This window comes from Streptomyces sp. NPDC031049 (assembly GCF_055571015.1).
This window is the reverse complement of record NZ_JBVIGC010000004.1, coordinates 437679-462270: the sequence shown is the minus strand read 5'-3', so window position 1 is coordinate 462270 and position 24592 is coordinate 437679. Positions and strand designations below refer to the sequence as shown.

The 24592-nt window shown below is 73.6% G+C and carries 23 protein-coding genes; 14 read left to right on the top strand and 9 right to left on the bottom strand.

Annotated elements, in window-relative coordinates:
• Window positions 1–299 precede the first annotated feature (299 nt).
• The 3 genes from ACZ45Q_RS09800 to ACZ45Q_RS09790 all read left to right on the top strand — a co-directional run bounded on the left by ACZ45Q_RS09800 (window position 300) and on the right by ACZ45Q_RS09790 (window position 3357).
• Window positions 300–1757 (top strand): DUF2252 domain-containing protein, encoded by a 1458-nt coding sequence (locus ACZ45Q_RS09800; protein ID WP_468257465.1) that lies wholly within the window; start codon window positions 300–302, stop codon window positions 1755–1757.
• A 111-nt stretch (window positions 1758–1868) separates the two neighbouring features.
• Entirely contained in the window at window positions 1869–2771 is a 903-nt protein-coding gene (locus ACZ45Q_RS09795; protein ID WP_468257462.1) for a hypothetical protein, read from the top strand.
• A 256-nt stretch (window positions 2772–3027) separates the two neighbouring features.
• Window positions 3028–3357 (top strand): rhodanese-like domain-containing protein, encoded by a 330-nt coding sequence (locus ACZ45Q_RS09790; RefSeq protein ID WP_468257561.1) that lies wholly within the window; start codon window positions 3028–3030, stop codon window positions 3355–3357.
• 216 nt (window positions 3358–3573) lie between these two features.
• Here ACZ45Q_RS09790 and ACZ45Q_RS09785 read toward each other — a convergent pair whose 3' ends face one another.
• From ACZ45Q_RS09785 to paaA, 5 genes are read right to left on the bottom strand one after another with little or no spacing between them, the layout of a single operon-like run.
• Window positions 3574–4632 carry a 2Fe-2S iron-sulfur cluster-binding protein gene (locus tag ACZ45Q_RS09785; RefSeq protein ID WP_468257460.1) on the bottom strand — a complete coding sequence of 353 codons (1059 nt, stop codon included), beginning with the start codon at window positions 4630–4632 and terminating at the stop codon, window positions 3574–3576.
• Complete coding sequence (paaD, locus tag ACZ45Q_RS09780; RefSeq protein ID WP_468257457.1) at window positions 4633–5217, bottom strand: 1,2-phenylacetyl-CoA epoxidase subunit PaaD; 585 nt, start codon at window positions 5215–5217, stop codon at window positions 4633–4635.
• Complete coding sequence (paaC, locus tag ACZ45Q_RS09775; protein WP_468257558.1) at window positions 5211–5933, bottom strand: 1,2-phenylacetyl-CoA epoxidase subunit PaaC; 723 nt, start codon at window positions 5931–5933, stop codon at window positions 5211–5213. Before paaC ends, paaD begins: the two co-directional genes overlap by 7 nt.
• 8 nt (window positions 5934–5941) lie before the next feature.
• Window positions 5942–6229 carry a 1,2-phenylacetyl-CoA epoxidase subunit PaaB gene (gene paaB, locus ACZ45Q_RS09770; protein WP_416526008.1) on the bottom strand — a complete coding sequence of 96 codons (288 nt, stop codon included), beginning with the start codon at window positions 6227–6229 and terminating at the stop codon, window positions 5942–5944.
• Window positions 6226–7287 carry a 1,2-phenylacetyl-CoA epoxidase subunit PaaA gene (paaA, locus tag ACZ45Q_RS09765; RefSeq protein ID WP_468257454.1) on the bottom strand — a complete coding sequence of 354 codons (1062 nt, stop codon included), beginning with the start codon at window positions 7285–7287 and terminating at the stop codon, window positions 6226–6228. The genes paaB and paaA overlap by 4 nt, the downstream gene beginning before the upstream one ends.
• A gap of 340 nt (window positions 7288–7627) precedes the next feature.
• On the opposite strand from paaA, the gene ACZ45Q_RS09760 reads away from it, so the two are divergent.
• Genes ACZ45Q_RS09760 through ACZ45Q_RS09750 form a run of 3 tightly spaced genes read left to right on the top strand, consistent with a single transcriptional unit; the run spans window position 7628 to window position 10523 of the window.
• Window positions 7628–8545, top strand: coding sequence for a DUF5819 family protein (locus tag ACZ45Q_RS09760; protein WP_468257452.1), 918 nt, complete (start codon window positions 7628–7630; stop codon window positions 8543–8545).
• Complete coding sequence (locus tag ACZ45Q_RS09755; protein WP_468257449.1) at window positions 8542–9762, top strand: HTTM domain-containing protein; 1221 nt, start codon at window positions 8542–8544, stop codon at window positions 9760–9762. The genes ACZ45Q_RS09760 and ACZ45Q_RS09755 overlap by 4 nt, the downstream gene beginning before the upstream one ends.
• Window positions 9759–10523 (top strand): TrmH family RNA methyltransferase, encoded by a 765-nt coding sequence (locus tag ACZ45Q_RS09750; protein ID WP_468257446.1) that lies wholly within the window; start codon window positions 9759–9761, stop codon window positions 10521–10523. Before ACZ45Q_RS09755 ends, ACZ45Q_RS09750 begins: the two co-directional genes overlap by 4 nt.
• A gap of 42 nt (window positions 10524–10565) precedes the next feature.
• Here the strand turns inward: ACZ45Q_RS09750 and paaN are convergent, their stop codons facing one another.
• The gene (gene paaN, locus ACZ45Q_RS09745) at window positions 10566–12257 is read right to left on the bottom strand and encodes a phenylacetic acid degradation protein PaaN (RefSeq protein WP_468257443.1); all 1692 of its coding nucleotides are present in this window, start codon (window positions 12255–12257) and stop codon (window positions 10566–10568) included.
• Between the two features lie 175 nt (window positions 12258–12432).
• Here paaN and ACZ45Q_RS09740 point away from each other — a divergent pair, with 175 nt between their 5' ends.
• Both ACZ45Q_RS09740 and ACZ45Q_RS09735 read left to right on the top strand, forming a co-directional pair.
• Entirely contained in the window at window positions 12433–13974 is a 1542-nt protein-coding gene (locus tag ACZ45Q_RS09740) for a 3-hydroxyacyl-CoA dehydrogenase (protein WP_468257440.1), read from the top strand.
• The gene (locus tag ACZ45Q_RS09735) at window positions 13971–14561 is read left to right on the top strand and encodes a TetR/AcrR family transcriptional regulator (RefSeq protein ID WP_468257437.1); all 591 of its coding nucleotides are present in this window, start codon (window positions 13971–13973) and stop codon (window positions 14559–14561) included. The genes ACZ45Q_RS09740 and ACZ45Q_RS09735 overlap by 4 nt, the downstream gene beginning before the upstream one ends.
• Before the next feature lie 15 nt (window positions 14562–14576).
• On the opposite strand, the gene ACZ45Q_RS09730 is transcribed toward ACZ45Q_RS09735, so the two are convergent.
• Window positions 14577–15089, bottom strand: coding sequence for an Lrp/AsnC family transcriptional regulator (locus ACZ45Q_RS09730; RefSeq protein WP_468257434.1), 513 nt, complete (start codon window positions 15087–15089; stop codon window positions 14577–14579).
• 177 nt (window positions 15090–15266) lie between these two features.
• Here ACZ45Q_RS09730 and pdhA point away from each other — a divergent pair, with 177 nt between their 5' ends.
• The 6 genes from pdhA to ACZ45Q_RS09700 are packed head-to-tail and all read left to right on the top strand — an operon-like array spanning window position 15267 to window position 22558.
• Window positions 15267–16409: a pyruvate dehydrogenase (acetyl-transferring) E1 component subunit alpha gene (gene pdhA, locus ACZ45Q_RS09725; protein WP_468257431.1), complete on the top strand. Its 1143-nt coding sequence runs from the start codon at window positions 15267–15269 to the stop codon at window positions 16407–16409.
• Complete coding sequence (locus tag ACZ45Q_RS09720; RefSeq protein ID WP_468257429.1) at window positions 16406–17410, top strand: alpha-ketoacid dehydrogenase subunit beta; 1005 nt, start codon at window positions 16406–16408, stop codon at window positions 17408–17410. The genes pdhA and ACZ45Q_RS09720 overlap by 4 nt, the downstream gene beginning before the upstream one ends.
• The gene (locus tag ACZ45Q_RS09715; RefSeq protein WP_468257427.1) at window positions 17410–19008 is read left to right on the top strand and encodes a dihydrolipoamide acetyltransferase family protein; all 1599 of its coding nucleotides are present in this window, start codon (window positions 17410–17412) and stop codon (window positions 19006–19008) included. The genes ACZ45Q_RS09720 and ACZ45Q_RS09715 overlap by 1 nt, the downstream gene beginning before the upstream one ends.
• 57 nt (window positions 19009–19065) lie before the next feature.
• Window positions 19066–20028, top strand: coding sequence for an NTP transferase domain-containing protein (locus ACZ45Q_RS09710; RefSeq protein WP_468257424.1), 963 nt, complete (start codon window positions 19066–19068; stop codon window positions 20026–20028).
• On the top strand, window positions 20025–21464 hold the full coding sequence (locus ACZ45Q_RS09705) for a molybdopterin molybdotransferase MoeA (RefSeq protein WP_468257421.1): 1440 nt from the start codon (window positions 20025–20027) through the stop codon (window positions 21462–21464). Before ACZ45Q_RS09710 ends, ACZ45Q_RS09705 begins: the two co-directional genes overlap by 4 nt.
• Window positions 21461–22558 (top strand): potassium channel family protein, encoded by a 1098-nt coding sequence (locus ACZ45Q_RS09700; protein ID WP_468257419.1) that lies wholly within the window; start codon window positions 21461–21463, stop codon window positions 22556–22558. The genes ACZ45Q_RS09705 and ACZ45Q_RS09700 overlap by 4 nt, the downstream gene beginning before the upstream one ends.
• Before the next feature lie 64 nt (window positions 22559–22622).
• Here the strand turns inward: ACZ45Q_RS09700 and ACZ45Q_RS09695 are convergent, their stop codons facing one another.
• Window positions 22623–23471, bottom strand: a complete 849-nt coding sequence (locus ACZ45Q_RS09695; protein WP_468257416.1) for an ABC transporter permease — start codon at window positions 23469–23471, stop codon at window positions 22623–22625.
• Window positions 23468–24478, bottom strand: coding sequence for an ATP-binding cassette domain-containing protein (locus tag ACZ45Q_RS09690; RefSeq protein WP_468257413.1), 1011 nt, complete (start codon window positions 24476–24478; stop codon window positions 23468–23470). Before ACZ45Q_RS09690 ends, ACZ45Q_RS09695 begins: the two co-directional genes overlap by 4 nt.
• Window positions 24479–24592 lie beyond the last annotated feature (114 nt).

Here is a 24592-nt window from a genome sequence, read left to right as displayed (position 1 = left end):
GTTCCCCCCCCCCCCCCCCCCCCCCCCCCCCCCCCCCCCCCCCCCCCCCCCCCCACCCCCCCCCCCCCCCCCCCACCGGCGGGTGCGGTGGGCTCGTGTACGTGCGGTGGGGGCGGATGTACCGTCGTGGCGCGTTGACGCCGACGTACGCCGACGCGGGGACGTACGGGCCATGGGGAGGGGTGAGTGGGATGACCGAGGCGAGCGGGACTACTGGGGTTGGCGGGACCACCGGAGTTAGCGGGATCGTTGGGGTGAGCGGGGTGGCCGGGGGTACCGAGGTGACCGGGGTGACTGGGATGGCCGGGGTAAGCGGGGCCGACGGGATCGCCGGCGGGAAGGCCGTCGGTGGGGCGACGGCCGGTGCGGCGGGGTCACGGGTGCCGGTGGTGCCGGGTTTCGCGGCGTGGCCCGCCGACGGCTCGCCCAAGGCGGAGGGCAAGGCACTGCGGCGCCGGGTGCCGCGGTCCGCGCACGCGAGCCTCGAGCTGGACCCGGTGCGTCCCGACGCGGTGAGCGCCGTCGAGGAGTCCAACCTCGGCCGGATCGCCGAGCTGACGCCGATCCGCGTCGGCCGGATGGCGGCCACGCCGTTCGCCTTCCTGCGCGGATCGGCCGGGCTCATGGCGTACGACCTGGCCCGCACGCCGATGACCCGGATCCGGGCGCAGATCTGCGGCGACGCCCACGCGGCGAACTTCGGTCTGTACGGCGACGCGCGCGGAGGCCTGGTCATCGACCTGAACGACTTCGACGAGACCGTGCACGGCCCCTGGGAGTGGGACCTGAAGCGGCTCGCCACCTCGATCGTGCTGGCCGGCCGGGAGGCGGGGGCGGACGAGGACACCTGCCGTGAGGCCGCCCACGACACGGTGGGCGCCTACCGGCGCACCATGCGGCTGCTGGCCAGGCTGCCGGCGCTGGACGCCTGGAACGCCATCGCCGACGAGGAACTGGTCTCCCACACCGACGCCCACGACCTGCTCGGCACGCTCGAGCGGGTCGCCCAGAAGGCGCGGGCCAACACCAGCGGGCGGTTCGCGGCCAGGTCGACCGAGGCGACGGAGGACGGCGGGCGGCGGTTCGTGGACGCCCCGCCGGTGCTGCGGCGGGCCTCGGACGAGGTGGCGGCGGCGGTGGCGGCGTCCCTGGAGTCGTATCTGACCACGCTGTCCGAGGACCGGCTGCCGTTGCTGGCCCGGTACGCGGTCCAGGACGTGGCGTTCCGGATCGTCGGCACCGGGAGCGTGGGCACGCGGTCGTACGTCGTGCTGCTCCTCGACCACCGGGGCGAGCCGCTGGTCCTCCAGGTGAAGGAGGCGCGGGCCTCGGTCCTGGTACCGCATCTGGTGACGGCCGGCTTCGAGGTGCCCGAGGTGGCGCACGAGGGCCGCCGGGTGGTGCTGGGCCAGAAGCGGATGCAGGTCGTCAGCGACATCCTGCTGGGCTGGACGTCGGTCGAGGGGCGGCCGTTCCAGGTGCGGCAGTTCCGCAACCGCAAGGGCAGCGTCGATCCGGCCGCGCTGGCCGCCGACCAGATCGACGACTACGCGCGGATGACCGGCGCCCTGCTGGCCCGCGCCCACGCGCACAGTGCCGACCCGCGGCTGATCGCCGGGTACTGCGGCAAGAACGAGGAGCTGGACGAGGCGATCGCCGCGTTCGCCGTCGCGTACGCCGACCGTACGGAGGCGGACCACGCGGAGCTGGTGGCGGCGGTGCGGATGGGGAAGGTGGCGGCGGAGACGGGGGTGTGAGACGGCGGTGACGGGGCCGGGGACGGCGGTGACGGGGCCGCGGTGTCGGGGCTTGGTGCGGGGTGTGAGCGGCGCGGCGGAGGGGCCGGGGGCGTGGCCTACGCTGGTCGGGTGACGACTCCGGAAGCTGAGCAGGGCGGTGAGCAGCGGCCGATGCCCGAGGGCGAGCTGACGCCCGAGAGTGAGCCGATGCCCGAGGGTGAGCCGATGCCCGAGGGTGACGGGCCTCGGGTGGAGGGACGGCCCGAGGAGCGGCTGGAGCGGGCCGTGCGGGCCGCGGAGCAGGCGCTCATCGAGTTCGAGATCGCCGTGGAGACGTTCCGCGTGGAGGTCGAGAACTTCTCCCGGCTGCACCACCAGCGGCTCGGCCCCGTCTACGCGCGTCTGGAGGAGCTGGACGCGCAGATCCTGGAGGCCCGGGCGGCTCGCTCCGGCGACCCCGAGGACCGGCGCCGTGCCGAGGAGGCGCGGGCCCGGCTGGTGCCGCTGCCCGGCGTCGAGGAGCTGATGCACGGCTGGATGGACGGCGAGGGGCTGTTCCCCGAGGCCGTGGCCATGCTCACGGACCAGCCGGTACGGCCGCCGAAGCGCGTGCGGCCCAGCGAGGAGGCTCGGCGGCTCTACCGCGAGCTGGTCCGCAAGGCACACCCCGACCTGGCCCAGGAGGAGGGCGACCGCAAGCGGCGTGAGGAGTTCGTCACGCGGGTCAACGCCGCCTACGCCCGTGGCGACGAGACCGAGCTGCGGGAGCTGGCCGAGGAGTGGGCCGCCGGTCCGCAGCCCGTGCGGGGGCCGAGCCGCGCCGAGGAGCTGTACGCCCGCCTGGAGTGGCTGGCGCAGCGCAAGGAACTGCTCACCCAGGTCGCCAAGGAGCTGGAGGACAGCGCCATCGGCGGCATGCTCCGGCTGGCCCCGGACGACCCCGACCGGCTGCTGGACGAGATCGCCGAGCAGCTGCGGTCCCAGGTCGCCGAGCGGGAGGCGGAGCTGGCGGGGCTGCTCGGGGGCCGGTGAACGGCTGCCGGGGCGAGCAGGGCCGCTGAGGGCGAGGCGGTGGGCGGAGGCCTGCCGTCGGCTGCTTGCGCTTCGTGGGGGCACGCTCCGTGGGCGGGGCCTGGGTTCGGTGCGTTGGTCGGTCCCTGCGTTGGTGGGTCCGCGCGCTGGTGTGTCGGTGCGGCGGAGTGAGGATTCGGTTCGTGGGCCGGGCGATGGCCTACCGCCGGCGCCCGGGGTGTCCGGTAGCGTCGGGGGCATGAGTTTCGGAGCTGGTGTGCCCACGGTCGAGGTCGCCGACCTCAAGGACGACGCCTTCCTGCTGGACGTCCGGGAGGACGACGAGTGGCAGGCGGGCCATGCCGAGGGGGCGGTGCACATCCCCATCAGCGAGTTCGTCGCCCGGTACGGCGAGTTCACCGAGGCGGCGCCGCAGGACGGCCGCGTGCATGTGATCTGCCGGTCCGGCGGGCGCTCCGCCCAGGTCACCATGTATCTGGTGCAGCAGGGCATCGACGCCGTGAACGTCGACGGCGGCATGCAGGTCTGGGCCGCCGCCGGCCGGCCCGTCGTGAACGACCGGGGCGAGCCGGGGCACGTGCTCTAGGGCTCTGTCGATCCCTGGGGTTCTGGCGACTCGGCGTCGGGCGGGACGGGCCTCCCGGCCCCCTCGGGGCGATCGTGCGTTCGATCGTGGCTGGCGGAAGCGATCACCGGGCCGGGACCATGCTGCCCGCACGCCAGTCCACCGGGCCCCCCGTCAAGCTCACCTCGGGCCCCCATGGGATCACGATCCGGCGAGGCACCGTGCGCCACGCTCGCGTCAGCGGTCGAAGTCCAGCTCCACCTTCTCCGTCACCGGATGCGACTGGCACGCCAGCACATAGCCGGCCTCCGTCTCCTCCGTCTCCAGCGCGTAGTTGCGGTCCATCCGCACCTCGCCCGAGACCAGGAACGCCCGGCATGTCCCGCACACCCCGCCCTTGCAGGCGTAGGGCGCGTCGGGACGGTTGCGCAGCACCGTCTCCAGGAGCGACTCGCCCTCCCGGACGGGCCAGGTGCCGCCGCGGCCGTCCAGGCGGGCGGTGACGGTGCTGTGCGCGGGGGCACCGGACGGGACGGCCGGCGCCGTACCGGCGTCCACGTGGAAGATCTCCTCGTGGATGCGGGCGCGCGGCACGCCGAGCCCGCGCAGCGCCCGCTCGGCGCCCTGCACCAGCCCGAACGGCCCGCACAGGAACCAGCCGTCCACCCGCTCCACCGGCAGCAGCGCCGGCAGCAGCCCGGTCAGCCGGTCCTCGTCGAGGCGACCGGACGGCAGCCCCGCCTGCTGCTCCTCCCGGGAGAGCACCGTCACCAGCTGGAACCGGTCGGGGTACCGGTCCTTCAGGTCGGCGACCTCCTCCAGGAACATCGTCGAGGCGGACGTCCGGTCGCTGCGCACCAGACAGAACCGGGCCTCCGGCTCCCGGGCGAGCAGCGTCGAGACGATCGACAGCACCGGGGTGATGCCGCTGCCGCCGACGACGGCGGCGTACAGCCCCGGGGCGGGGGCCAGGGTGAAACGGCCGGCCGGGGTCATGACCTCCAGCTCGTCCCCGACGTCGATCTCCTTCAGCGCGTACGTCGAGAAGGCCCCGCCCTCCACCAGTCGGACGCCGACCCGCAGCTGGTCCGGGCCCTCGCCGTCCGGTGCCGGGGAGCAGATCGAGTAGGTGCGGCGGATCTCCTGGCCGTCCGCCGTCCGGCGCAGGGCGAGATGCTGGCCGGGGGCGTGCCGGAACTCCTCGCGCAGCCGCGGCGGGACGCCGAGGGTGAGGGCGACGGAGTCGTCGGTGAGCCGGTCGACCGCGACCACGGGGAGCCGGTGGAAGCGGGCCATTCACAACTCCTTGAAGTGGTCGAAGGGTTCGCGGCAGGTCAGGCAGCGGCGCAGGGCCTTGCAGGCGGTGGAGGAGAAGCGGCTGAGCAGCTCGGTGCCGGCGGACCCGCAGTGCGGGCAGTGGACGGGGGTGGCCGGGGCGGACGCGTCCCCCGGCCCCGCCGAGTGCGCCGGTCCCCCCGAGGGCGTCGGTGCGGACGGGAGGGTGCGGGTCGGGCCCAGGGGCACGGGGACCGGTTCCTGCCGGCGGCGTACGCGCGGGGGCGCGATGCCGAACCGCCTGAGTTTCTCCCGGCCCTCGTCGGTGATGTCGTCGGTCGACCAGGCGGGCGCGAGCACCGTGCGGACCGTGACGTCCCGTACGCCGTGTTCGTGCAGCGCACGCTCTATGTCCAGGGACATCGCCTCGATCGCGGGGCACCCGGTGTACGTCGGGGTCAGGTCCACCTCGACCGCGTCCGGGCCCTGGACGCGCACCGCCCGCAGGACGCCCAGCTCGCGCAGGGTCAGCACGGGCAGTTCGGGGTCGGGCACCGATCCGGCGATGTCGAGCAGCTCCGCCTCCAGCGGGGTGAGCGTCACCATGACGCCCCCGGGTGGCTGCGGTGCAGATGCTGCATCTCGGCGAGCATCCGGCCGAACGGCTCCGTGTGCAGGCCCTGGCGTCCGGCGCCGGCCGCCCAGGCTCCCGTCCGCGGACCCTCGGGCACGGTCAGGGTGGCCCGGCGCAGCACGTCCCCGACGGCCTCCAGCCAGGCCGGCTCCAGCGCCGCCCAGTCGACGTCGAGCCCCTCCACCGGCTGGAACATCTCGCCGGTGAACCGCCACAGCGCGTCGCAGGCGCGCTGCATCCGCTCGTGACTTTCCTCCGTGCCGTCGCCGAGGCGCAGCGTCCACTGCTCGGCGTGGTCGCGGTGGTAGGCGGTCTCCTTGACCGCCTTGGCGGCCAGCGGCGCGAACGGGCCGCCGCCCGCGGCCAGTTCGGCGTGGAGCAGGTGCTGGTAGACGGAGAAGTACAGCTGGCGGGCGATGGTGTGGGCGAAGTCGCCGTTGGGCTGTTCCACCAGCTGGAGGTTGCGGAAGGCGCGCTCCTCGCGGAGGAACGCCAGCGCGTCCTCGTCGCCGGCCGCGGACAGCAGGATCCGGGCCTGGCCGAGCAGGTCGAGGGCGATGTTGGCGAGGGCGACCTCCTCCTCCAGCACGGGGGCGTGGCCGGCCCACTCGCCCAGGCGGTGGGAGAGCACCAGGGCGTCGTCGCCGAGGGCGAGGGCGGCCGTGGTGGGCAGGGCGTCATGGGCCATGGGCGTCGTCACAGGTGCTGCACCCCCTCCGGGATCTCGTAGAACGTCGGATGCCGGTAGGGCTTGTCGGCGGCCGGCTCGAAGAACGGGTCCTTCTCGTCGGGAGAGGAGGCGGTGATCGCGGACGACGGGACCACCCAGAGGGAGACGCCCTCGCCGCGGCGGGTGTACAGGTCCCGGGCGTTGCGCAGGGCCAGCTGGGCGTCCGGGGCGTGCAGGCTGCCGGCGTGGGTGTGGGCGAGGCCGCGCCGGGAGCGGACGAAGACCTCCCACAGCGGCCAGTCGGTCGTGCTCATGCGTGCGCCTCCTCGCGCTCACCGGTGTGCCCGGTCCTGTCCGCCTGCTTCGCCGCGTAGGCCGCGGCCGCCTCCCGGACCCACGCGCCCTCGTCGTGCGCCCGCCTGCGCTGGGTGATCCGCTGCTCGTTGCACGGGCCGTTGCCCTTGAGGACCTCCCAGAACTCGGTCCAGTCGATCGGGCCGAAGTCGTAGTGCCCCCGCTCCTCGTTCCAGCGCAGCTCCGGGTCGGGGAGGGTGAGGCCGAGGGACTCGGCCTGGGGGACGCAGATGTCGACGAAGCGCTGGCGCAGCTCGTCGTTCGAGTGCCGCTTGATCTTCCAGGCCATCGACTGCGCCGAGTGCTGGGACGCGTCGTCGGGCGGGCCGAACATCATCAGCGACGGCCACCACCAGCGGTCCACCGCGTCCTGCGCCATCGCGTGCTGCTCGGGCGTGCCCTTGCTGAGCGCGAGCAGCAGCTCGTACCCCTGGCGCTGGTGGAAGGACTCCTCCTTGCAGATGCGGACCATCGCGCGGGCGTACGGACCGTAGGAGCAGCGGCACAGGGGGACCTGGTTGGTGATCGCGGCGCCGTCCACCAGCCAGCCGATCGCGCCGACGTCAGCCCAGGTCAGCGTGGGGTAGTTGAAGATCGAGGAGTACTTCTGGCGGCCCGAGTGGAGCTTGTCGAGCAGCTCGTCCCGGCTCACGCCGAGGGTCTCGGCGGCGCTGTACAGATACAGGCCGTGGCCTGCCTCGTCCTGGACCTTGGCCATCAGGATGGCCTTGCGGCGCAGCGAGGGCGCGCGCGTGATCCAGTTGGCCTCCGGCTGCATGCCGATGATCTCGGAGTGCGCGTGCTGGGCGATCTGCCGGACGAGTGTCGACCGGTAGGCGTCGGGCATCCAGTCGCGCGGCTCTATGCGGTCGTCGGCGGCCACGGCGGCGTCGAAGGCGCGCTGGTACGCGGCGGTGTCGTCGGCTGTGCCGGCGGTGGTGCCGACGCGGGCGCCGGCGGTGTCCGCCGTACCGGGCGCCTGGGTGCGGGCCGTGTGGTCCGCGGCTGCTGTCGCCATGAGGTCCCCCTCGACCTGGGCTCTGCTGGGAGCACGCTCCCGACCGATCGTTCGGTTCGTGCGATTCCATGGTGAGACGGGCGCCGTAAGGTGTCAACCGCTGTGGATAACCTGCCGGGGCTGCCTGTGGACGACGGCGCTCGCAGTGCGTCTGCCGGTGGCAGCCGCGGTGGATGTGGCGACGGCCACGGTGCGAGGGGCCCGCCGGGGGCTGTGGGCGCGGACGGTCCTGAGTACCGTTCGCGTTCGAACGCGGGGCTGCCGGGCGGGCGCGACGGCGCCCGGCGGCAGGCGGGCGGCACGACGGACCGGACTGAGCGGAATCGGGGAACGGGGCGGAATGGACGCGTACGACAGGGGGCCGGCCGACCGGCAGCCGCCGGAGCAGCCGGACGGCCCTCCGCAGCCCCGGGAACAGGTCGTCGGCCCTCGTCAGTCCCGAGAACGGCCGGCCGAGGCCCCGGAGTGGCCGGTTGAGGCCCCGGAGCGGTTGGCCGAGCCCCCGGAGCGGCCGGCCGGGTCCCGAGAGCGGCTGGGCGGTCCTCCGCCGCCCGTAGAGCGGCCGGCCGGGTCGCCTCCGTCCCCGGCCGACGCCCCGGGACCCGAGGCCCGCACCGGCGTCGCCGCCCTCTCCCTGCGCTACCAGGTCGGCGCGGCACTGGCCCTGGCGGTCGTGGCCGTCACCGTCTGCGTCCACCTCGGCATGATCTTCCTGCACGTCGCGCCGGCCAACACGCTGACCAAGCGGCACGGCGAGACCGTCGACGGGTGGGTCTACCCGGAGTTCGAGCAGAACTGGAAGCTCTTCGCGCCGAACCCGCTCCAGCAGAACACCGCCGTCCAGGTCCGCGCCGAGGTGCGCACCGCGGACGGCGGCATACGCACCACCGGCTGGTACGACCTGTCCGCCGAGGACGGCCGGGCCATCGACGGCAACCCGGTGCCGAGCCACACCCAGCAGAACGAGCTGCGCCGCGCCTGGGACTTCTTCGTCGCCACCCACGACTCCGACAACCGGCCGGTCGGGCTGCGCGGCGCGCTGTCCGAGACGTACCTGCGCCGGATAGCCGAGCTGCGCCTGGAGCGCAACGAGGCGGCCGGGCCGGACGGAACCCTCGAACGCGTCCAGTTCCGCTCCCGCACGGTGAACGTGCCGCCGCCGGACTGGAGCCGTGAGAAGGTCTCGGACCGCCCGCAGTACCGGGAGCTCCCCTGGTGGCCGGTCCCGGCCCGCGATGCGGAAGGAGCCGCCCGGTGAACCGCCTCGCCCTGTCGGTCTCCCGCGGCATCGCCCGCGTCACCGAGGCCCCGCTCGGCCGCTACCAGAGCGCCGTGATCCGCATCGGCTTCAGCGCCACCTGGCTGCTGTTCCTGCTGCGCGAGCTGCCCCACCGCCACGAGCTGTACGGCCCGGACGGCCCCTGGAGCTGGACCCTCGCCCAGCAGCTGATCGCGGACAACGGCGCCTTCACGGCACTGATGTGGTGGGACGGCCGCTTCTGGTTCGAGACCGTCTACGCCCTGGCCGTCGTCAGCAGCGGGCTGCTGCTGCTCGGCTGGCGCACCCGCACCATGGCGGTCCTCTTCATGGTCGGCGTGCTCTCGTTGCAGAACCGCAGCGTCTTCATGGGCGACGGCGGCGACAACGTCCTGCACCTGATGAGCATCTACCTCGTCTTCACCCGCTGCTCCCGGGTCTGGTCCCTGGACGCGCGCCGGGCCCGGCGCGCCGAGGAGGCACGCGCGCGTGGCGAGAGCGTGCCGGACCGGATCGGGCCGGTCCTGTGGAGCGTGCTCGGCTTCGTGCTGCTCACGGTGACGCTCGCGGGCCGGTTCGACGGCGACTGGCTGGTGCCGGTGCTGCTGTGGGTGGTCTGGGGCGCGCAGGCCCTGTGGTGGGCCGTCCAGCGCATCGAGCGGACGCGCGAGCCGCGGATCCTGCTCGACGTGGTCGCCAACACCGTGCACAACGGCGCCCTGCTGGTGATCATGGCCGAGGCGTGCCTGATCTACGCGACCGCCGGCTGGTACAAGATCCAGGGCTCGCGCTGGCAGGACGGCACCGCGGTCTACTACCCGCTGCACCTGGACTACTTCTCCCCCTGGCCCGCCCTGGCCGACCTGCTGGCCGCCAGCGGCACCATGGTGATGATCATCACCTACGGCACGGTCGCCGTGCAGGTCGCCTTCCCGTTCACGCTGTTCAACCGGCGGGTCAAGAACGTGCTGCTGGCCGTCATGATGATCGAGCACGCCGCGATCGCGGTCGTCCTCGGGCTGCCGTTCTTCTCGCTGGCGATGATCGTGGCCGACGCCGTGTTCCTGCCTACGTCCTTCCTGCGGCGGGTCGGCGGCTGGGCAACCCGCGCGCGTGGGCGGCTGCCGGGGCGGCGGGAGCGGGCGGTCGTCCCCGGGCAACGGGCGGTGAAGGCCGGCCAGGACGCCGAGGGCAGGCACGTAGGCTTCCCGACATGACCGATCCCGTCAGCGGCTGGCACCGCCTCGCCGCCGGCTGTGTGCTGCTCGACGGCTTCCACGCCCTCAAGCACGCGCTGCGCTTCGGCGCCGAGGTGCCGGCGGCCGTCACCACCGACCGCGGTGCCGCGCTCGCCCTCGCCGACGCACTGGCGCCGGACGTCCGGGAGAGGCTGGAGGACCTGCTGGCCGAGGTGCCGGAGCCGGTGTACGGCTCGCTGGTGCCGCGTCCGCATCCCACCGGTGTGGCGGCCCTGGCCGTACGCCCCTCCCGCGAGGCGAACCTGCGGCAGCTCGCGCACGCCCCGCGCACCGCGCCCGTCGTGGTCCTCGACAACCCGCGCAACCTCGGCAACGCGGGCGCCGTGATCCGCCTGGCCGCAGGTTTCGGGGCGACCGGCGTGGTCACCACCGGCACCCTCGACCCCTGGCATCCGACGGTGGTGCGCGGCGGGGCCGGGCTGCACTTCGCCACCGCCGTGGAACGGCTGGACGTCGCGGAGCTGCCGCACGGACCGGTGTACGCCCTGGACCCGGAGGGCGAGGACATCCGCCGGCTGGAACTGCCGGACGACGCGCTGCTCGCGTTCGGTTCGGAGCGCAGCGGACTCTCCCGCGAGCTGCGCGCGCGTGCCGACCATCTGGTGGCGCTGCCGATGCGCCCCCAGGTCTCCAGCTACAACCTGGCGACCAGCGTGGCCATGACGCTGTACCACTGGAGCGCCTCCGGGGGCGCACCGTACGCGCCCCCCGAGGCCTGATCCGCCTGGCCCACCCGGTCCGCCCGGCCCGTCCCGCCGGCGCTACGCCTCCCGGCGCACCTCGACCACGCGGAAGCGGTTGGCGACGAAGGCGCCGTCGGTGAGGGCCGCGTTGGCCGCCGGGTTGCCGCCCGAGCCGTGGAAGTCGGAGAAGGCGGCCGTCTGGTTGACGTACACCCCGCCGGTGAGGTTGAGGGACAGCTGGGCGGCCTCCTCCAGACAGACCTCCTGCACCGCCTGCTCGACCTCGGCGTCGGTGGTGTAGGCGCCGACCGTCATCGCGCCCTTCTCCCGGATGCTGCGGCGCAGCAGCTCCATCGCGTCGGCGGCCGAGTCGACCGCCACCGCGAAGGAGACGGGGCCGAAGCACTCGCTCATGTAGGCGGCCTCGTCCTCCGGCTTGGCGCCGTCCAGCTTCACGATCACCGGGGTGCGCACGACGGCGTCCGGGAACTCGGGGTTCGGCACCGCGCGGGAGGCGAGGGCGACCTCGCCGAGACCGGCGGCGGCGTCCAGACGGGCCTTGACGTCCGGGTTGACGATGGCGCCGAGCAGGGCGTTCGCCCGCGCGTCGTCGCCGAGCAGGCCGTCGACGGCCTTGGCCAGGTCGGCGGTCACCTCGTCGAAGGTCTTGGGGCCCTGGTCGGTGCGGATGCCGTCGCGGGGGACGAGCAGGTTCTGCGGGGTGGTGCACATCTGGCCGCTGTACAGCGACAGGGAGAACGCCAGGTTGGCCAGCATGCCCTGGTAGTCGTCGGTGGACTCCACGACGACCGTGTTGACACCGGCCTTCTCGGTGTAGACCTGGGCCTGGCGGGCGTTGGCCTCCAGCCAGTCGCCGAACTCCGTGGAGCCGGTGTAGTCGATGATCCGGATCTCCGGGCGCGTGGCGAGGGACTTGGCGATGCCCTCGCCGGGCCGCTCGGCGGCCAGGGCCACCAGGTTGGGGTCGAAACCGGCCTCGGTGAGCACCTCGCGGGCCGCCTGCACGGTGAGCGCGAGCGGCAGCACCGCGCGCGGGTGCGGCTTGACCAGCACCGCGTTGCCGGTGGCCAGGGAGGCGAACAGGCCCGGGTAGCCGTTCCACGTGGGGAAGGTGTTGCAGCCGATCACCAGGCCGATGCCGCGCGGGACCGGGGTGAACCGCTTGGTCAGGGCCAGCGGGTCGCGCTTGCCCTGCGGCTTGGTCCACTCCGCGACGTCCGGGGTGCGGGACTGCTCCGCGTACGCGTACGCCACCGCTTCCAGGCCGCGGTCCTGGGCGTGCGGGCCGCCCGCCTGGAACGCCATCATGAACGCCTGGCCGGAGGTGTGCATGACCGCGTGGGCGAACTCGTGCGTCCGGTCGCTGATGCGCTTGAGGATCTCCAGGCACACCACGGCACGCAGCTCGGCGCCGGCGTCCCGCCATGCGCGCATGCCCGAGCGCATGGCCGGGAGCAGCACGTCGAGGTCCGCGTGCGGGTACGTCACGCCCAGCTCGATGCCGTACGGCGAGGTCTCGCCGCCGACCCAGTCGTCCGTGCCGGGCTGGCCGAGGTCGAGGCGGGTGCCGAGCAGCGCGTCGAAGGCGGCCTTGCCCGCGGCCGTGTCCAGGCTGCCGTTCTCCCCGTAGGCCTTGGGGTGCTCGGGGTGGGGGGACCAGTACGCGCGCGTACGGATCGCTTCCAGCGCCTGGTCGAGGGTGGGCCGGTGCTTGGCGATCAGTGCGTGCGCGGTGGGTTCGGCGGCCATGCGGGACCAACTCCTCGTCTTCATGAGCTCCACGTCGAGCTCATGACCTGGGCGGACAGGACTTCGCGGAAACCTGGGCGGGAACAGCCGGACAGAGTTAGAGTAACCGAACGATCGGTCGGTACAAGGGGGTCCGCCGCATCTGTGGAAAACCTCGTGCGGGAGGATCGCGCACATGACAGCACTCGACCTCAGCAGCCCCGTGGCCGTCGTCGGAACCGGCACGATGGGCCAGGGCATCGCCCAGGTGGCGCTGGTCGCGGGCCATCCCGTACGCCTCTGTGACGCCGTGCCGGGACGGGCCCGGCAGGCGGCCGATGCGATCGGTGCCCGGCTCGACCGGCTCGTCGAGAAGGAGCGGCTCACCGCCGCCGACCGGGACGCCGCCCGCGCCCGGCTGGAGCCCGTCGACTCGCTCGCCGGCCTCGCCGGCTGCGCGCTGGTCGTCGAGGCGGTCCTGGAGCGGCTGGAGGTCAAGCAGGAGCTGTTCCGCGAGCTGGAGGACGTCGTCGCCGAGGACTGCCTGCTCGCCACGAACACCTCCTCGTTGTCCGTCACCGCCATCGGCGGCGCCCTGCGCGCCCCGGGCCGCTTCGTCGGACTGCACTTCTTCAACCCCGCCCCGCTGCTGCCGCTGGTGGAGGTGGTCTCCGGGTTCGCCACCGACCCCGCCGCGGCCACGCGCGCGTACGAGACGGCCCGGGCCTGGGGCAAGACGCCGGTGGCCTGCGCCGACACCCCCGGCTTCATCGTCAACCGCATCGCCAGGCCGTTCTACGCCGAGGCCCTCGCGGTGTACGAGGACCGCGGCGCCGACCCGGCCACCATCGACGCGGTGCTGCGCGAGTCGGGTGGCTTCAGGATGGGCGCCTTCGAGCTGACCGACCTCATCGGGCAGGACGTCAACGAGTCCGTCACGCACTCCGTGTGGCGGTCCTTCTTCCAGGACGTGCGCTTCACGCCCTCGCTCGCCCAGCGCCGCCTGGTGGAGTCCGGGCGGCTCGGTCGCAAGAGCGGGCAGGGCTGGTACGACTACCGGGAGGGCGCCGAGCGGCCCGGACCGCACACCGCGGAGGCGGCCGAGCCGCCCGCGTACGTCGTCGCCGAGGGTGGCCTCGGCCCGGCCTCCGAGGTGCTCGCGCTGATCCGCGAGGCGGGCATCGAGGTCCGGGAGCATGACCGGGCCGACCGCGCCGCCGGGACCGGGCCCGACCGCACGGGACTGGTCCTGCCCGGCGGCGGACGGCTGGCCCTCACGGACGGCCGTACCTGCGTGGAGTCGGGCGACGTCGTCCACTTCGACCTGGCGCTGGACTACCGCGGGGCCACCCGCGTCGCCCTCGCCGCCTCCGAGGCCGCCTCCGGGCGGACACTCGCCGAGGCCACCGGCCTGTTCCAGGCACTCGGCAAGAAGGTCAGCGTCATCGGTGACGTCCCCGGCATGATCGTCGCCCGCACGGTCGCCCGGATCGTCGACCTGGCGCACGAGGCGGTCGCCCAGGGCGTGGCCGGCCCCGAGGACGTCGACACGGCGATGCGTCTGGGTGTCAACTACCCGCTGGGACCGCTCGAGTGGAGCCGCAGGCTCGGCGCCGACTGGGCCCGCGCACTCCTCGGCAACCTGCACGCGTGCGTGCCCACCGGCCGGTACGCGCCGTCCCTGGCGCTGCACCGGCACGCGCACGCCTCCGACAAGCGGGAGGGCAGCACCCCATGACCACCGCCAAGCGCGACACCTACACGCCGGAGACCCTGCTGTCCGTCGCCGTGCAGGTCTTCATCGAGCGCGGCTACGACGGCACCTCCATGGAGCACCTCTCCAAGGCGGCCGGCATCTCCAAGTCGTCCATCTACCACCACGTCACGGGCAAGGAGGAGCTGCTGCGCAGGGCCGTGAGCCGGGCCCTCGACGAGCTGTTCGGGATCCTCGGCGAGGAGCACGCGCGCGTGGGGCGTGCCGTCGAGCGGCTGGAGCACGTCGTGCGGCGCATGGTCGAGGTCCTCATAGCCGAACTGCCCTATGTGACGCTGTTGCTGAGGGTGCGCGGCAACACGGACACCGAACGGTGGGCGCTGGAGCGGCGGCGCGAGTTCGACCACCGGGTGGCGGAGCTGCTGCGGGCGGCGGCGGCCGAGGGGGACGTGCGCGACGACGTCGAGGGTCGGCTCGCGACGCGGCTGGTCTTCGGGATGATCAACTCGATCGTGGAGTGGTACCGGCCGGACGGCCGGGGCGCGGGCGCCGCCGAAGTCGGCGAAGCGGTGGTGCGGTTGGTGTTCGGGGGGCTCCGCAAGGACGCGTGAGGGGCGGCGCGGGACTCAGTCCCGCGGCTCCAGGTCCTCCTCCTCGAACACCAGCAGCGTGCGGGTGCCGAGGACCTCGGGGATCGCCTGGATGCGGGTCAGCACCAGCTCGCGCAGGGCGCGGTTGTCGGGGGTGTGCACCAGCAGCAGGACGTCGAAGTCGCCGCCGACCAGGGCGATGTGCGAGGCGCCGGGCAGTTCCTTGAGCCGCTCGCGCACCGTGCGCCAGGAGTTCTGGACGATCTTCAGGGTGATGTACGCCGAGGTGCCCTGCCCGGCGCGCTCATGGTCGACGCGGGCGCCGAAGCCGCGGATGACGCCGTCCTCGACGAGGCGGTTGATGCGCGCGTAGGCGTTCGCGCGGGAGACGTGCACCCGTTCGGCCACCGAGCGTATCGAGGCGCGGCCGTCCGCCTGGAGCATCCGCAGGATGTCCTGATCGATGGCGTCCAGGGGGCGGGGCGGCGGCAGGGGGGCACCGGCCTGCCCGGAATCCTCCTGCCGCTCGGCCATTTGTTCAGATGCCATCTCCCCCCGCCTCCCTACCATGGACGTACTGCGTCCATCTCAGGTTGTGGAGAACCGTTTGTCCACAGCCTGGGGCCGCCTGTAGCCAAAATGCACCGGCGACCGAACAATCGGTAGGTGAGGCCCGTCACACACCTGTGGCGTGCCGACAAGCCGCTCCCACGAGGAGGTGCCGTCATGACGGTCATGGAGCAGCGGGGCGCGTACCGGCCGACACCGCCGCCCGCCTGGCAGCCCCGTACCGACCCCGCGCCGCTGCTGCCCGACGCGGAGCCGTACCGCGTCCTGGGCACCGAGGCGGCGGCCGAGGCCGATCCCGAGCTGCTGCGGTCCCTGTACGCCCGGCTGGTCTCCGGCCGTCGGTACAACGCGCAGGCCACCGCCCTGACCAAGCAGGGCCGGCTCGCCGTCTACCCGTCCAGCACCGGCCAGGAGGCCTGCGAGATCGCCGCGGCCCTGGTCCTTCAGGACCGTGACTGGCTCTTCCCGAGCTACCGCGACACGCTCGCCGTCGTCGCCCGCGGCGTCGACCCCGTCCAGGCCCTCACCCTGCTGCGCGGCGACTGGCACACCGGCTACGACCCCTACGAGCACCGGGTCGCCCCCCTGTCCACGCCGCTCGCCACCCAGCTGCCGCACACCGTCGGCCTCGCCCACGCCGCCCGCCTCAAGGGCGACGACGTGGTGGCCCTGGCCATGGTCGGCGACGGCGGCACCAGCGAGGGCGACTTCCACGAGGCGCTGAACTTCGCCGCCGTCTGGCAGGCCCCGGTGGTGTTCCTGGTGCAGAACAACGGCTTCGCGATCTCCGTCCCGCTCGCCAAGCAGACCGCCGCCCCGTCGCTGGCCCACAAGGCCGTCGGCTACGGCATGCCCGGCCGCCTGGTCGACGGAAACGACGCGGCGGCCGTGCACGAGGTCCTCGCCGACGCCGTGCGGCGTGCCCGCGAGGGCGGCGGTCCCACCCTGGTCGAGGCGATCACCTACCGCGTCGACGCGCACACCAACGCCGACGACGCCACCCGCTACCGGGGCGAGGCCGAAGTCGAGACCTGGCGGGGGCACGACCCGATCGAGCTGCTGGAGCGGGAGCTGACCGAGCGCGGTCTGCTCGACGAGGACGCCAGGCGCGCCGCCCGCGAGGACGCCGAGGCCATGGCCGCCGACCTGCGCGCCCGCATGAACCAGGACCCGGTACTCGACCCGATGGACCTGTTCGCCCACGTGTACGCCGAGCCGACCCCGCAGCTGCGCGAGCAACGCGCACAGCTGCGCGCGGAGTTGGAGGCCGAGGCCGAGTCGGAGGGGACGCACCGATGACCACCGTCGCCGTCAAGCCGGCCACCATGGCGCAGGCCCTCACGCGCGCGTTGCGCGACGCCATGGCCGAGGACAGCAGTGTCCACGTCCTGGGCGAGGACGTGGGCACCCTCGGCGGCGTCTTCCGGGTCACCGACGGGCTCGCGAAGGAGTTCGGCGAGGACCGCTGCACGGACACCCCGCTCGCCGAGGCGGGCATCCTCGGCACGGCCGTCGGCATGGCGATGTACGGGCTGCGGCCGGTGGTGGAGATGCAGTTCGACGCCTTCGCCTATCCGGCGTTCGAGCAGCTCGTCAGCCACGTCGCCAAGATGCGCAACCGCACCCGCGGCGCCATGCCGCTGCCGCTGACCGTCCGCGTCCCCTACGGCGGCGGCATCGGCGGCGTCGAGCACCACAGCGACTCGTCCGAGGCGTACTACATGGCGACTCCGGGGCTCCATGTCGTCACGCCCGCCACCGTCGCCGACGCCTACGGCCTGCTGCGCGCGGCCATCGCCTCCGACGACCCCGTCGTCTTCCTCGAACCCAAGCGCCTGTACTGGTCGAAGGACTCCTGGAACCCCGAGGAGCCGACGCCCGTGGAGCCGATGGGCCGGGCGGTGGTGCGGCGCCCGGGGCGGAGCGCCACGCTCATCACGTACGGGCCGTCCCTGCCCGTCTGCATGGAGGCGGCCGAGGCGGCCCGGGCCGAGGGATGGGACCTCGAAGTGGTCGATCTGCGCTCACTGGTGCCGTTCGACGACGAGACGGTCTGCGCCTCGGTGCGGCGGACGGGACGCGCGGTCGTGGTCCACGAGTCGGGCTCCTTCGGGGGCCCGGGCGGGGAGATCGCGGCCCGGGTCACCGAGCGCTGCTTCCACCACCTGGAGGCGCCGGTGCTGCGGGTGGCCGGATTCGACGTGCCGTATCCGCCGCCGATGCTGGAGCGCCACCATCTGCCCGGTGTGGACCGCATCCTGGACGCCGTGGCGCGTCTGCAATGGGAGGCCGAGAGCTGATGGCACAGGTGCTGGAGTTCAAGCTCCCCGACCTCGGTGAGGGGCTCACCGAGGCGGAGATCGTGCGCTGGCTGGTCGAGGTCGGCGACGTCGTCGCGGTCGACCAGCCGGTCGTCGAGGTCGAGACGGCCAAGGCGATGGTCGAGGTGCCCTGCCCCTACGGCGGTGTGGTCACCGCGCGCTTCGGGGAGGAGGGCACGGAACTGCCCGTCGGGGCGCCCCTGCTGACCGTCGCGGTGGGCGAGACCGCGCCGGACCGGCCGACCCGGGACGCGGCGGCCGACGGCTCCCGGGCCGGTGCGGCCGGTGCCGGTGCGGCCGACGCCGGGTCGGCGCAGAGCGCCGGGCGGTCCGACGCCGCGGAGGGCGGCACCGGCACCGAGGGCTCCGGCAACGTCCTGGTGGGATACGGCACCGGGCAGGCGCCCGCCCGCCGGCGCCGGGTGCGGCCGGAGCGACCGACACCCGCCGCTCCCGCCGCCCACGCCGCCTCCGGGGGGCCGGAGCGGCGGACCGACGGGCGGACGAACGGACGGGACCGGTCCCCGGAGCGCGCCGAGGGCCCGGTTCCGGTCATCTCGCCGCTGGTCCGGCGGCTGGCCCGGGAGAACGGCCTGGACCTGCGCGAACTGACCGGCTCGGGCCCGGACGGACTGATCCTGCGGGCCGACGTGGAGTACGCGCTGCGGGCCGCCGCCGCACGGGAACGCCAGGACCGGCGGACCGAGCCGCATCCGCACACCGCACCGCACCCGCCCACACCGCACACCGCACCGCACACGCGCGTGCCGCACACCCCCGAGCCCGCCGGTGCGACGGCCGGTCCCGTCCCCGCGGCGCCCGGGGCCTCCACGACGCCCACCGCGGGCTCCGCCTCCGCCACGCGTCCGCACGCCCCCGTGGCCGCGGGCGTCACGCGCACGCCCCTCAAGGGCGTCCGGGGCGCCGTGGCCGACAAGCTCTCCCGCAGCCGTCGGGAGATACCGGACGCCACCTGCTGGGTGGACGCCGACGCCACGGAACTGATGCGCGCCCGGACGGCGATGAACGCGGCCGGCGGACCGAAGATCTCCCTGCTCGCCCTGCTGGCCCGGATCTGCACCGCCGCCCTCGCCCGCTACCCGGAGCTGAACTCCACGGTCGACACGGAGGCGCGGGAGGTCGTCCGGCTCGACGCGGTCCACCTCGGCTTCGCCGCCCAGACGGACCGGGGGCTCGTCGTCCCCGTCGTCCGGGACGCCCACACGCGCGACGCCGAGTCGCTGACCGCGGAGTTCGCCCGGCTGACCGAGGCCGCCCGGACCGGCACCCTGACCCCTGCCCAACTCACCGGCGGCACGTTCACGTTGAACAACTACGGCGTGTTCGGCGTCGACGGCTCCACGCCGATCATCAACCACCCCGAGGCGGCCATGCTCGGCGTCGGCCGCATCGTGCCCAAGCCGTGGGTGCACGAAGGGGAACTGGCGGTCCGGCAGGTCGTCCAGCTGTCGCTCACCTTCGACCACCGGGTGTGCGACGGCGGCACGGCGGGCGGTTTCCTGCGGTACGTGGCGGACTGCGTGGAACAACCGGCGGTGCTGCTGCGCACCCTGTGACCACAGGGGCGGCCCCCCGCGTTCCCTGTGATCTCCCCGGCACGCATACTCGGGGGTGTGACCGCCTACGAGCGACCCGGCGCCCCCGGTGCCGACCCCGGGCCGCGGACGCCACCAGCCGCCTACGACGCCGTCGTGCTCGCCGGTGGCGCCGCCCGGCGTCTGGGCGGTGCCGACAAGCCGGGCGTCCGCGTGGGCGGGCGCACCCTGCTCGACCGTGTGCTGGAAGCCTGCGCCGGCGCCGCGACCACCGTCGTCGTGGCCGCCCCCCGCCCCACCGCGCGCCCCGTGACCTGGGCCCGCGAGGACCCGCCCGGCGCCGGGCCGCTCGCCGCGCTGGCCGCGGGACTGCGGCACACCACCGCGGAGCGGGTCGTGGTCCTCTCCGCCGACCTGCCGTTCCTCGGGGCGGCCACCGTCGGGCGGCTGCTCGCCGCGCTGGCGGCGGGCGAGGCCGACGGGGTCGTGCTCAGCGACGCCGACGGCCGCGACCAGCCGCTCGTGGCCGCCTACCGCGCCGCCGCCCTCCGCCGTGAGCTGGCCGGTCTGCCGGACGGGCAGGCGGGCCTCGCCGGCTTGCCCCTGCGCCGGCTCACCACCGGTCTGACCCTCGCCCGCCTCCCCGATCCCGTAGGGTCCTTCGACTGCGACACCTGGGACGACATCGCCACCGCAAGGGCACGCATCAGGGAGCATGGGCACGTGTTGGATGAATGGATTACCGCAGCCAAGGACGAGCTGGGCATCGATCTCGTCGTCGACACCGGCCTGCTGCTCGACCTGGCTCGTGACGCCGCCCACGGCGTGGCCCGCCCCGCGGCCCCGCTGACCACCTTCCTCGTCGGCTACGCGGCGGCGCGTGCGGGCGGCGGGGCCGAGGCCGTCGCCGAGGCCACGCGCAAGGCCGCGGCACTCGCCCAGCGCTGGGCGGCGGAGAACACCCCCGACGAGCGGCCCGCCCCCGGCCGGCCCGACGTGGCCCCCGACGCCACGCCCGACACCCGCCCGGACGCCGGATGACTCCCCGCGACACCCGTACCGGAGTGGCCGCCGAGGACGCCGACGACCTCGATGTCGAGGAGGCGCTCGCCCTCGTGAAGGACGACCCCGGCCCCCGGTACCACCGGCCCGCCGCGCACGGCGATCGGCGCGCCTGGGGCGACGAGCCGCAGCCCGGCCCCACCGCCGGAGCCGACCCGCAGCACCGCCCCACCGCCGGAGCGCAAGGCCCCGGGCACGACCGCCACCGCGCCACTGCCTGGCCCGAGGCCCGCGACACCGCCGCCCGCGCGGCGCGGGCCGTGGTCCGCGCCACCGGCCGCCCCCGGGTCTCCGTCCCCCTCGACGCCGCCCTGGGCCTCACCCTGGCCGAACCCCTCACCGCCCTCACCGACCTGCCCTCCTTCGACACCTCGGCGATGGACGGCTGGGCACTGGCCGGCCCCGGCGCCTGGGAGGTGCGCGGCGACGGCGTCCTGGCCGGGCACGCCGAGTCCGAGCCCCTCACCGACGGCGAGGCCGTCCGCATCGCGACCGGTGCCCGCGTCCCGGCCGACACCACCGCCGTCCTGCGCAGCGAGCACGGCCGCACCGACGACAAGGGCCGGCTGCACCCCACCCGGGAGATCGTGCCGGGCCAGGACATCCGCCCGCGCGGTCAGGAGTGCCGCAGCGGTGACCAGTTGCTGCCGGTCGGCACCCAGGTGACGCCGGCGGTTCTCGGTCTGGCCGCCGCGGCCGGATACGACACGCTCACCGCCGTGCCCCGCCCCCGGGCCGAGGTCCTGATCCTCGGTGACGAGCTGCTCACCGAGGGGCTGCCGCACGACGGCCTCATCCGGGACGCGCTCGGCCCGATGCTGCCGCCCTGGCTGCGGGCGCTGGGCGCCGAGGTCACGGCCGTCCACCGGATCGGCGACGAGGCCGACGCGCTGCACCGGGCGATCACCGCGTCCGACGCCGAGGTCGTCGTCACCACCGGCGGCACCGCCGCGGGCCCCGTCGACCATGTCCACCCCACCCTGCGCCGCATCGGCGCCGAACTCCTCGTGGACGGCGTCCAGGTGCGGCCCGGGCACCCCATGCTGCTGGCCCGCACCGGGGAGAACCAGCACCTCGTCGGTCTGCCCGGCAATCCGCTGGCCGCCGTATCGGGTCTGCTCACGCTGGCCGAACCACTGCTGCGCACCCTCGCGGCCCGGCCCGCCCCGGAGCCGTACACCCTGCCGTTGCGGGACGCGGTGCAGGGGCATCCGTACGACACCCGGCTCGTCCCTGTCGCCCTGCGCGGCGACGGGGCCCAACCGCTGCACTACAACGGTCCGGCCATGCTGCGCGGCATCGCGGCGGCCGATGCCCTGGCCGTCGTGCCTCCCGGTGGGGCTCGGGCGGGCCAGGAGGCCGAACTGCTCGACCTTCCCTGGGCCACCGGCGGAATCGGAGTGTGTTTCACGTGAAACTTCCGGGTCAGGACGCGATCGCCCGTCAGGCCGACGAGCATCTCGTGACCCATCGGGTGAAGCTCCCGAGGAAAATGGTGGAGCACCCGATCCGCCAGGTCGGCAAGAGGCTGTCCCTGGCCCTCGTCGTGCTGGTGGCGACCGCGTTCATCGTCTACTTCGACCGCGACGGCTACAGCGACAACTCCGACGGCTCCATCGACCTGCTCGACGCGTTCTACTACGCGACCGTCACGCTCTCGACCACCGGGTACGGCGACATCACGCCGGTGAGCGACGCGGCCCGGCTGACCAACATCTTCGTCATCACGCCGCTGCGCGTGCTGTTCCTGATCATTCTGGTCGGTACCACGCTGGAAGCCCTCACCGAGCGCACCCGTGAGGAATGGCGCCTGAACCGCTGGAGGTCCACGTTGCGCGACCACACCGTCGTCATCGGCTTCGGCACCAAGGGACGGTCGGCGTTGCAGACCGTCTGTGCCACGGGGCTGAGGAAGGAGCAGATCGTCGTGGTCGACCCCAGCGGCAAGGTGATCGACGCGGCGACGGCCGACGGCTTCGCGGGGGTCGTCGGCGATGCCACGCGCAGCGATGTGCTCAGGCGGGCCGAGGTCCACAAGGCACGGCAGATCATCATCGCCACCCAACGCGACGACACGGCGGTGCTGGTGACGCTGACGGCCCGGCAGCTCAACCGTGGCGCCAAGATCGTGGCGGCGGTGCGGGAGGAGGAGAACGCGCCGCTGCTGAAGCAGTCCGGTGCCGACGCCGTCATCACCAGCGCCAGCGCCGCCGGACGCCTGCTCGGGCTGTCCGTGCTCAGCCCCGCCGCCGGCATGGTCATGGAGGACCTCATCCAGCAGGGCAGCGGGCTCGACATCGTCGAACGGCCGGTCATAAAGTCCGAGGTGGGCAAGAGCCCCCGGGAGATGGACGACCTGGTGGTGAGCGTTCTGCGCGGGCACCGGGTGCTCGGCTACGACGATCCCGCCGTGGGCGGCCTGGAGCTGACGGACCGGCTGATCACGATCGTACGGGCGACGCCCCGCCAGCAGGTGGCGCCGGATGCCCGGCCGCTGCCACGCGACTGAGACACCCGGCGCCCCGGTCGAGCCGTGCGCGGCGCGACCGGGGTTCGCTGTGTGTGCGGGGCTGCTACTTGCGGTTGTACAGGCGCATCGTCACCGGGCCGAAGACCACCAGGAGCAGCGCGGCCCAGCCGAGCGTCCAGGCGATCTCGCCGGCCGGCCAGTCCCCGGCCATCAGCCCGCGCACGGCGGAGGCGAGGTGGGTGATCGGGCTGTTGTTGACGAAGGCCTGGAGCCAGCCCGGCATGGTCGACGGGTCGACGAAGACGTTGGACAGGAAGGTGAGCGGGAAGATCACCATCATGCTGACGCTCATCACCGACTTCTCGGTGCGCAGCATCAGCCCGAACATCGTCCAGATCCACGAGAAGGCGAACGAGAACACCAGCAGCAGCGCGATCCCGGCGAGCACGCCGACCACGCCGCCGTCCGGCCGGTAGCCGAGGACGAGACCCACCACGAGCATCACGGCGGACGCGATCGTGTAGCGCAGGGCGTCGCCGAGCAGATAGCCGACCATCGCCGACGGCCGCCAGATGGGCAGCGAGCGGAAGCGGTCGAAGACGCCCTTCTCGATGTCGACGTTGACCGAGATGCCGGTGTACATGGTGATCATCACGACCGACATCACCAGGATGCCGGGCAGCACGAACTGGATGTAATCGCTCGGTGAACCGGCCAGCGCGCCGCCGAAGAGGTACGTGAACATCAGCAGGTTCATGATCGGGAACGCGGTGACGTCGAAGAGCTGCTCCGGCACGTGCTTGATCTTCAGCATCGCGCGCCACCCGAAGGTCAGCGACGTCGACAGGGAGCTGGGCCGCGGGGGCCGCTCCTTGGCGATCAGCAGGGCGGCCAGGGACTCGGTCCTGACCGGTGCGAGTTCCTTGTTCTCGGTGCTCGTGGCCGTGCTCATGCCGCCACCTCGTCCTTCGTGTCGCGGCCGCCGTCCTGGCCGGTGTCGTGCCCGGTCAGCGCCAGGAACACCTCGTCGAGGCTGGGCTGGCCGAGGGAGAAGTTGTCGACGGTGATGCCCGCCCGGGTGAGTTCGGTGAGCGCTCGGGCGGCCTGGTCGGCGGCCGTGTCACTGGACGCCACGCTGAGCCGGGCGGTGAGCGCCACCGGGTCGGGCTCCAGCTGCACCTCCGCGACCAGGAGGTCCCGCAGCACCCGTTCGGCATCCGGCCGCTGGTCGCCGTCGCGCAGCCGCAGATGGACGGAGCCCGCCCCGACCGAGGCCTTCAGCTCGCCCTTGGTGCCCTCGGCGATCACCCGTCCCTTGTCGATGACCGCGATCCGCGACGCCAGCTGGTCGGCCTCGTCCAGATACTGCGTGGTCAGCAGCACGGTGGTGCCCTGGGCGACGACCGCGCGCACGATGTCCCAGACCTGGTTCCGGCTGCGCGGATCCAGGCCGGTGGTCGGCTCGTCGAGGAAGAGCAGGTCGGGCGTGTTGAGGATGGACGCGGCGATGTCGATGCGGCGCCGCATGCCGCCGGAGTAGTGCTTGATCTGCTTGCCCGCCGCCTCCGCGAGACCGAAGGCCTCCAGCAGCTGGGCGGCGCGGGTGCGCGCCGCGGCCTTCCCGTGGCCGAGCAGCCGGCCCAGCAGGACCAGGTTCTCGGTGCCGGTCAGGTCCTCGTCCACGGACGCGTACTGGCCGGTGAGGCTGACGCGGCTGCGGACCTCGTCGGCCTCGCGTACGACATCGTGACCGAAGACGTGGGCCTCGCCGCCGTCCGGTCTGAGAAGGGTGGCGAGCATCTTCACCGTGGTGGTCTTTCCGGCGCCGTTGGGGCCCAGGACGCCGTAGACCGTGCCGGCCGGCACCTTGAGGTCCACGCCGTCCACGGCCCTGGTCTCACCGAACGTCTTCACCAGGCCCGCGGTCTCGATGGCGAGACCGGACGTCTGCGTACTCATACCGGGTGGTCCTTCCGCGTGCTCGGGCTACGCATGGGGAGACTTTCACCGTCGCGCAAACTCATCGCTCCCGCACACGGTTTTCCGCACGGATCGAACGAAGGACCGACCCGG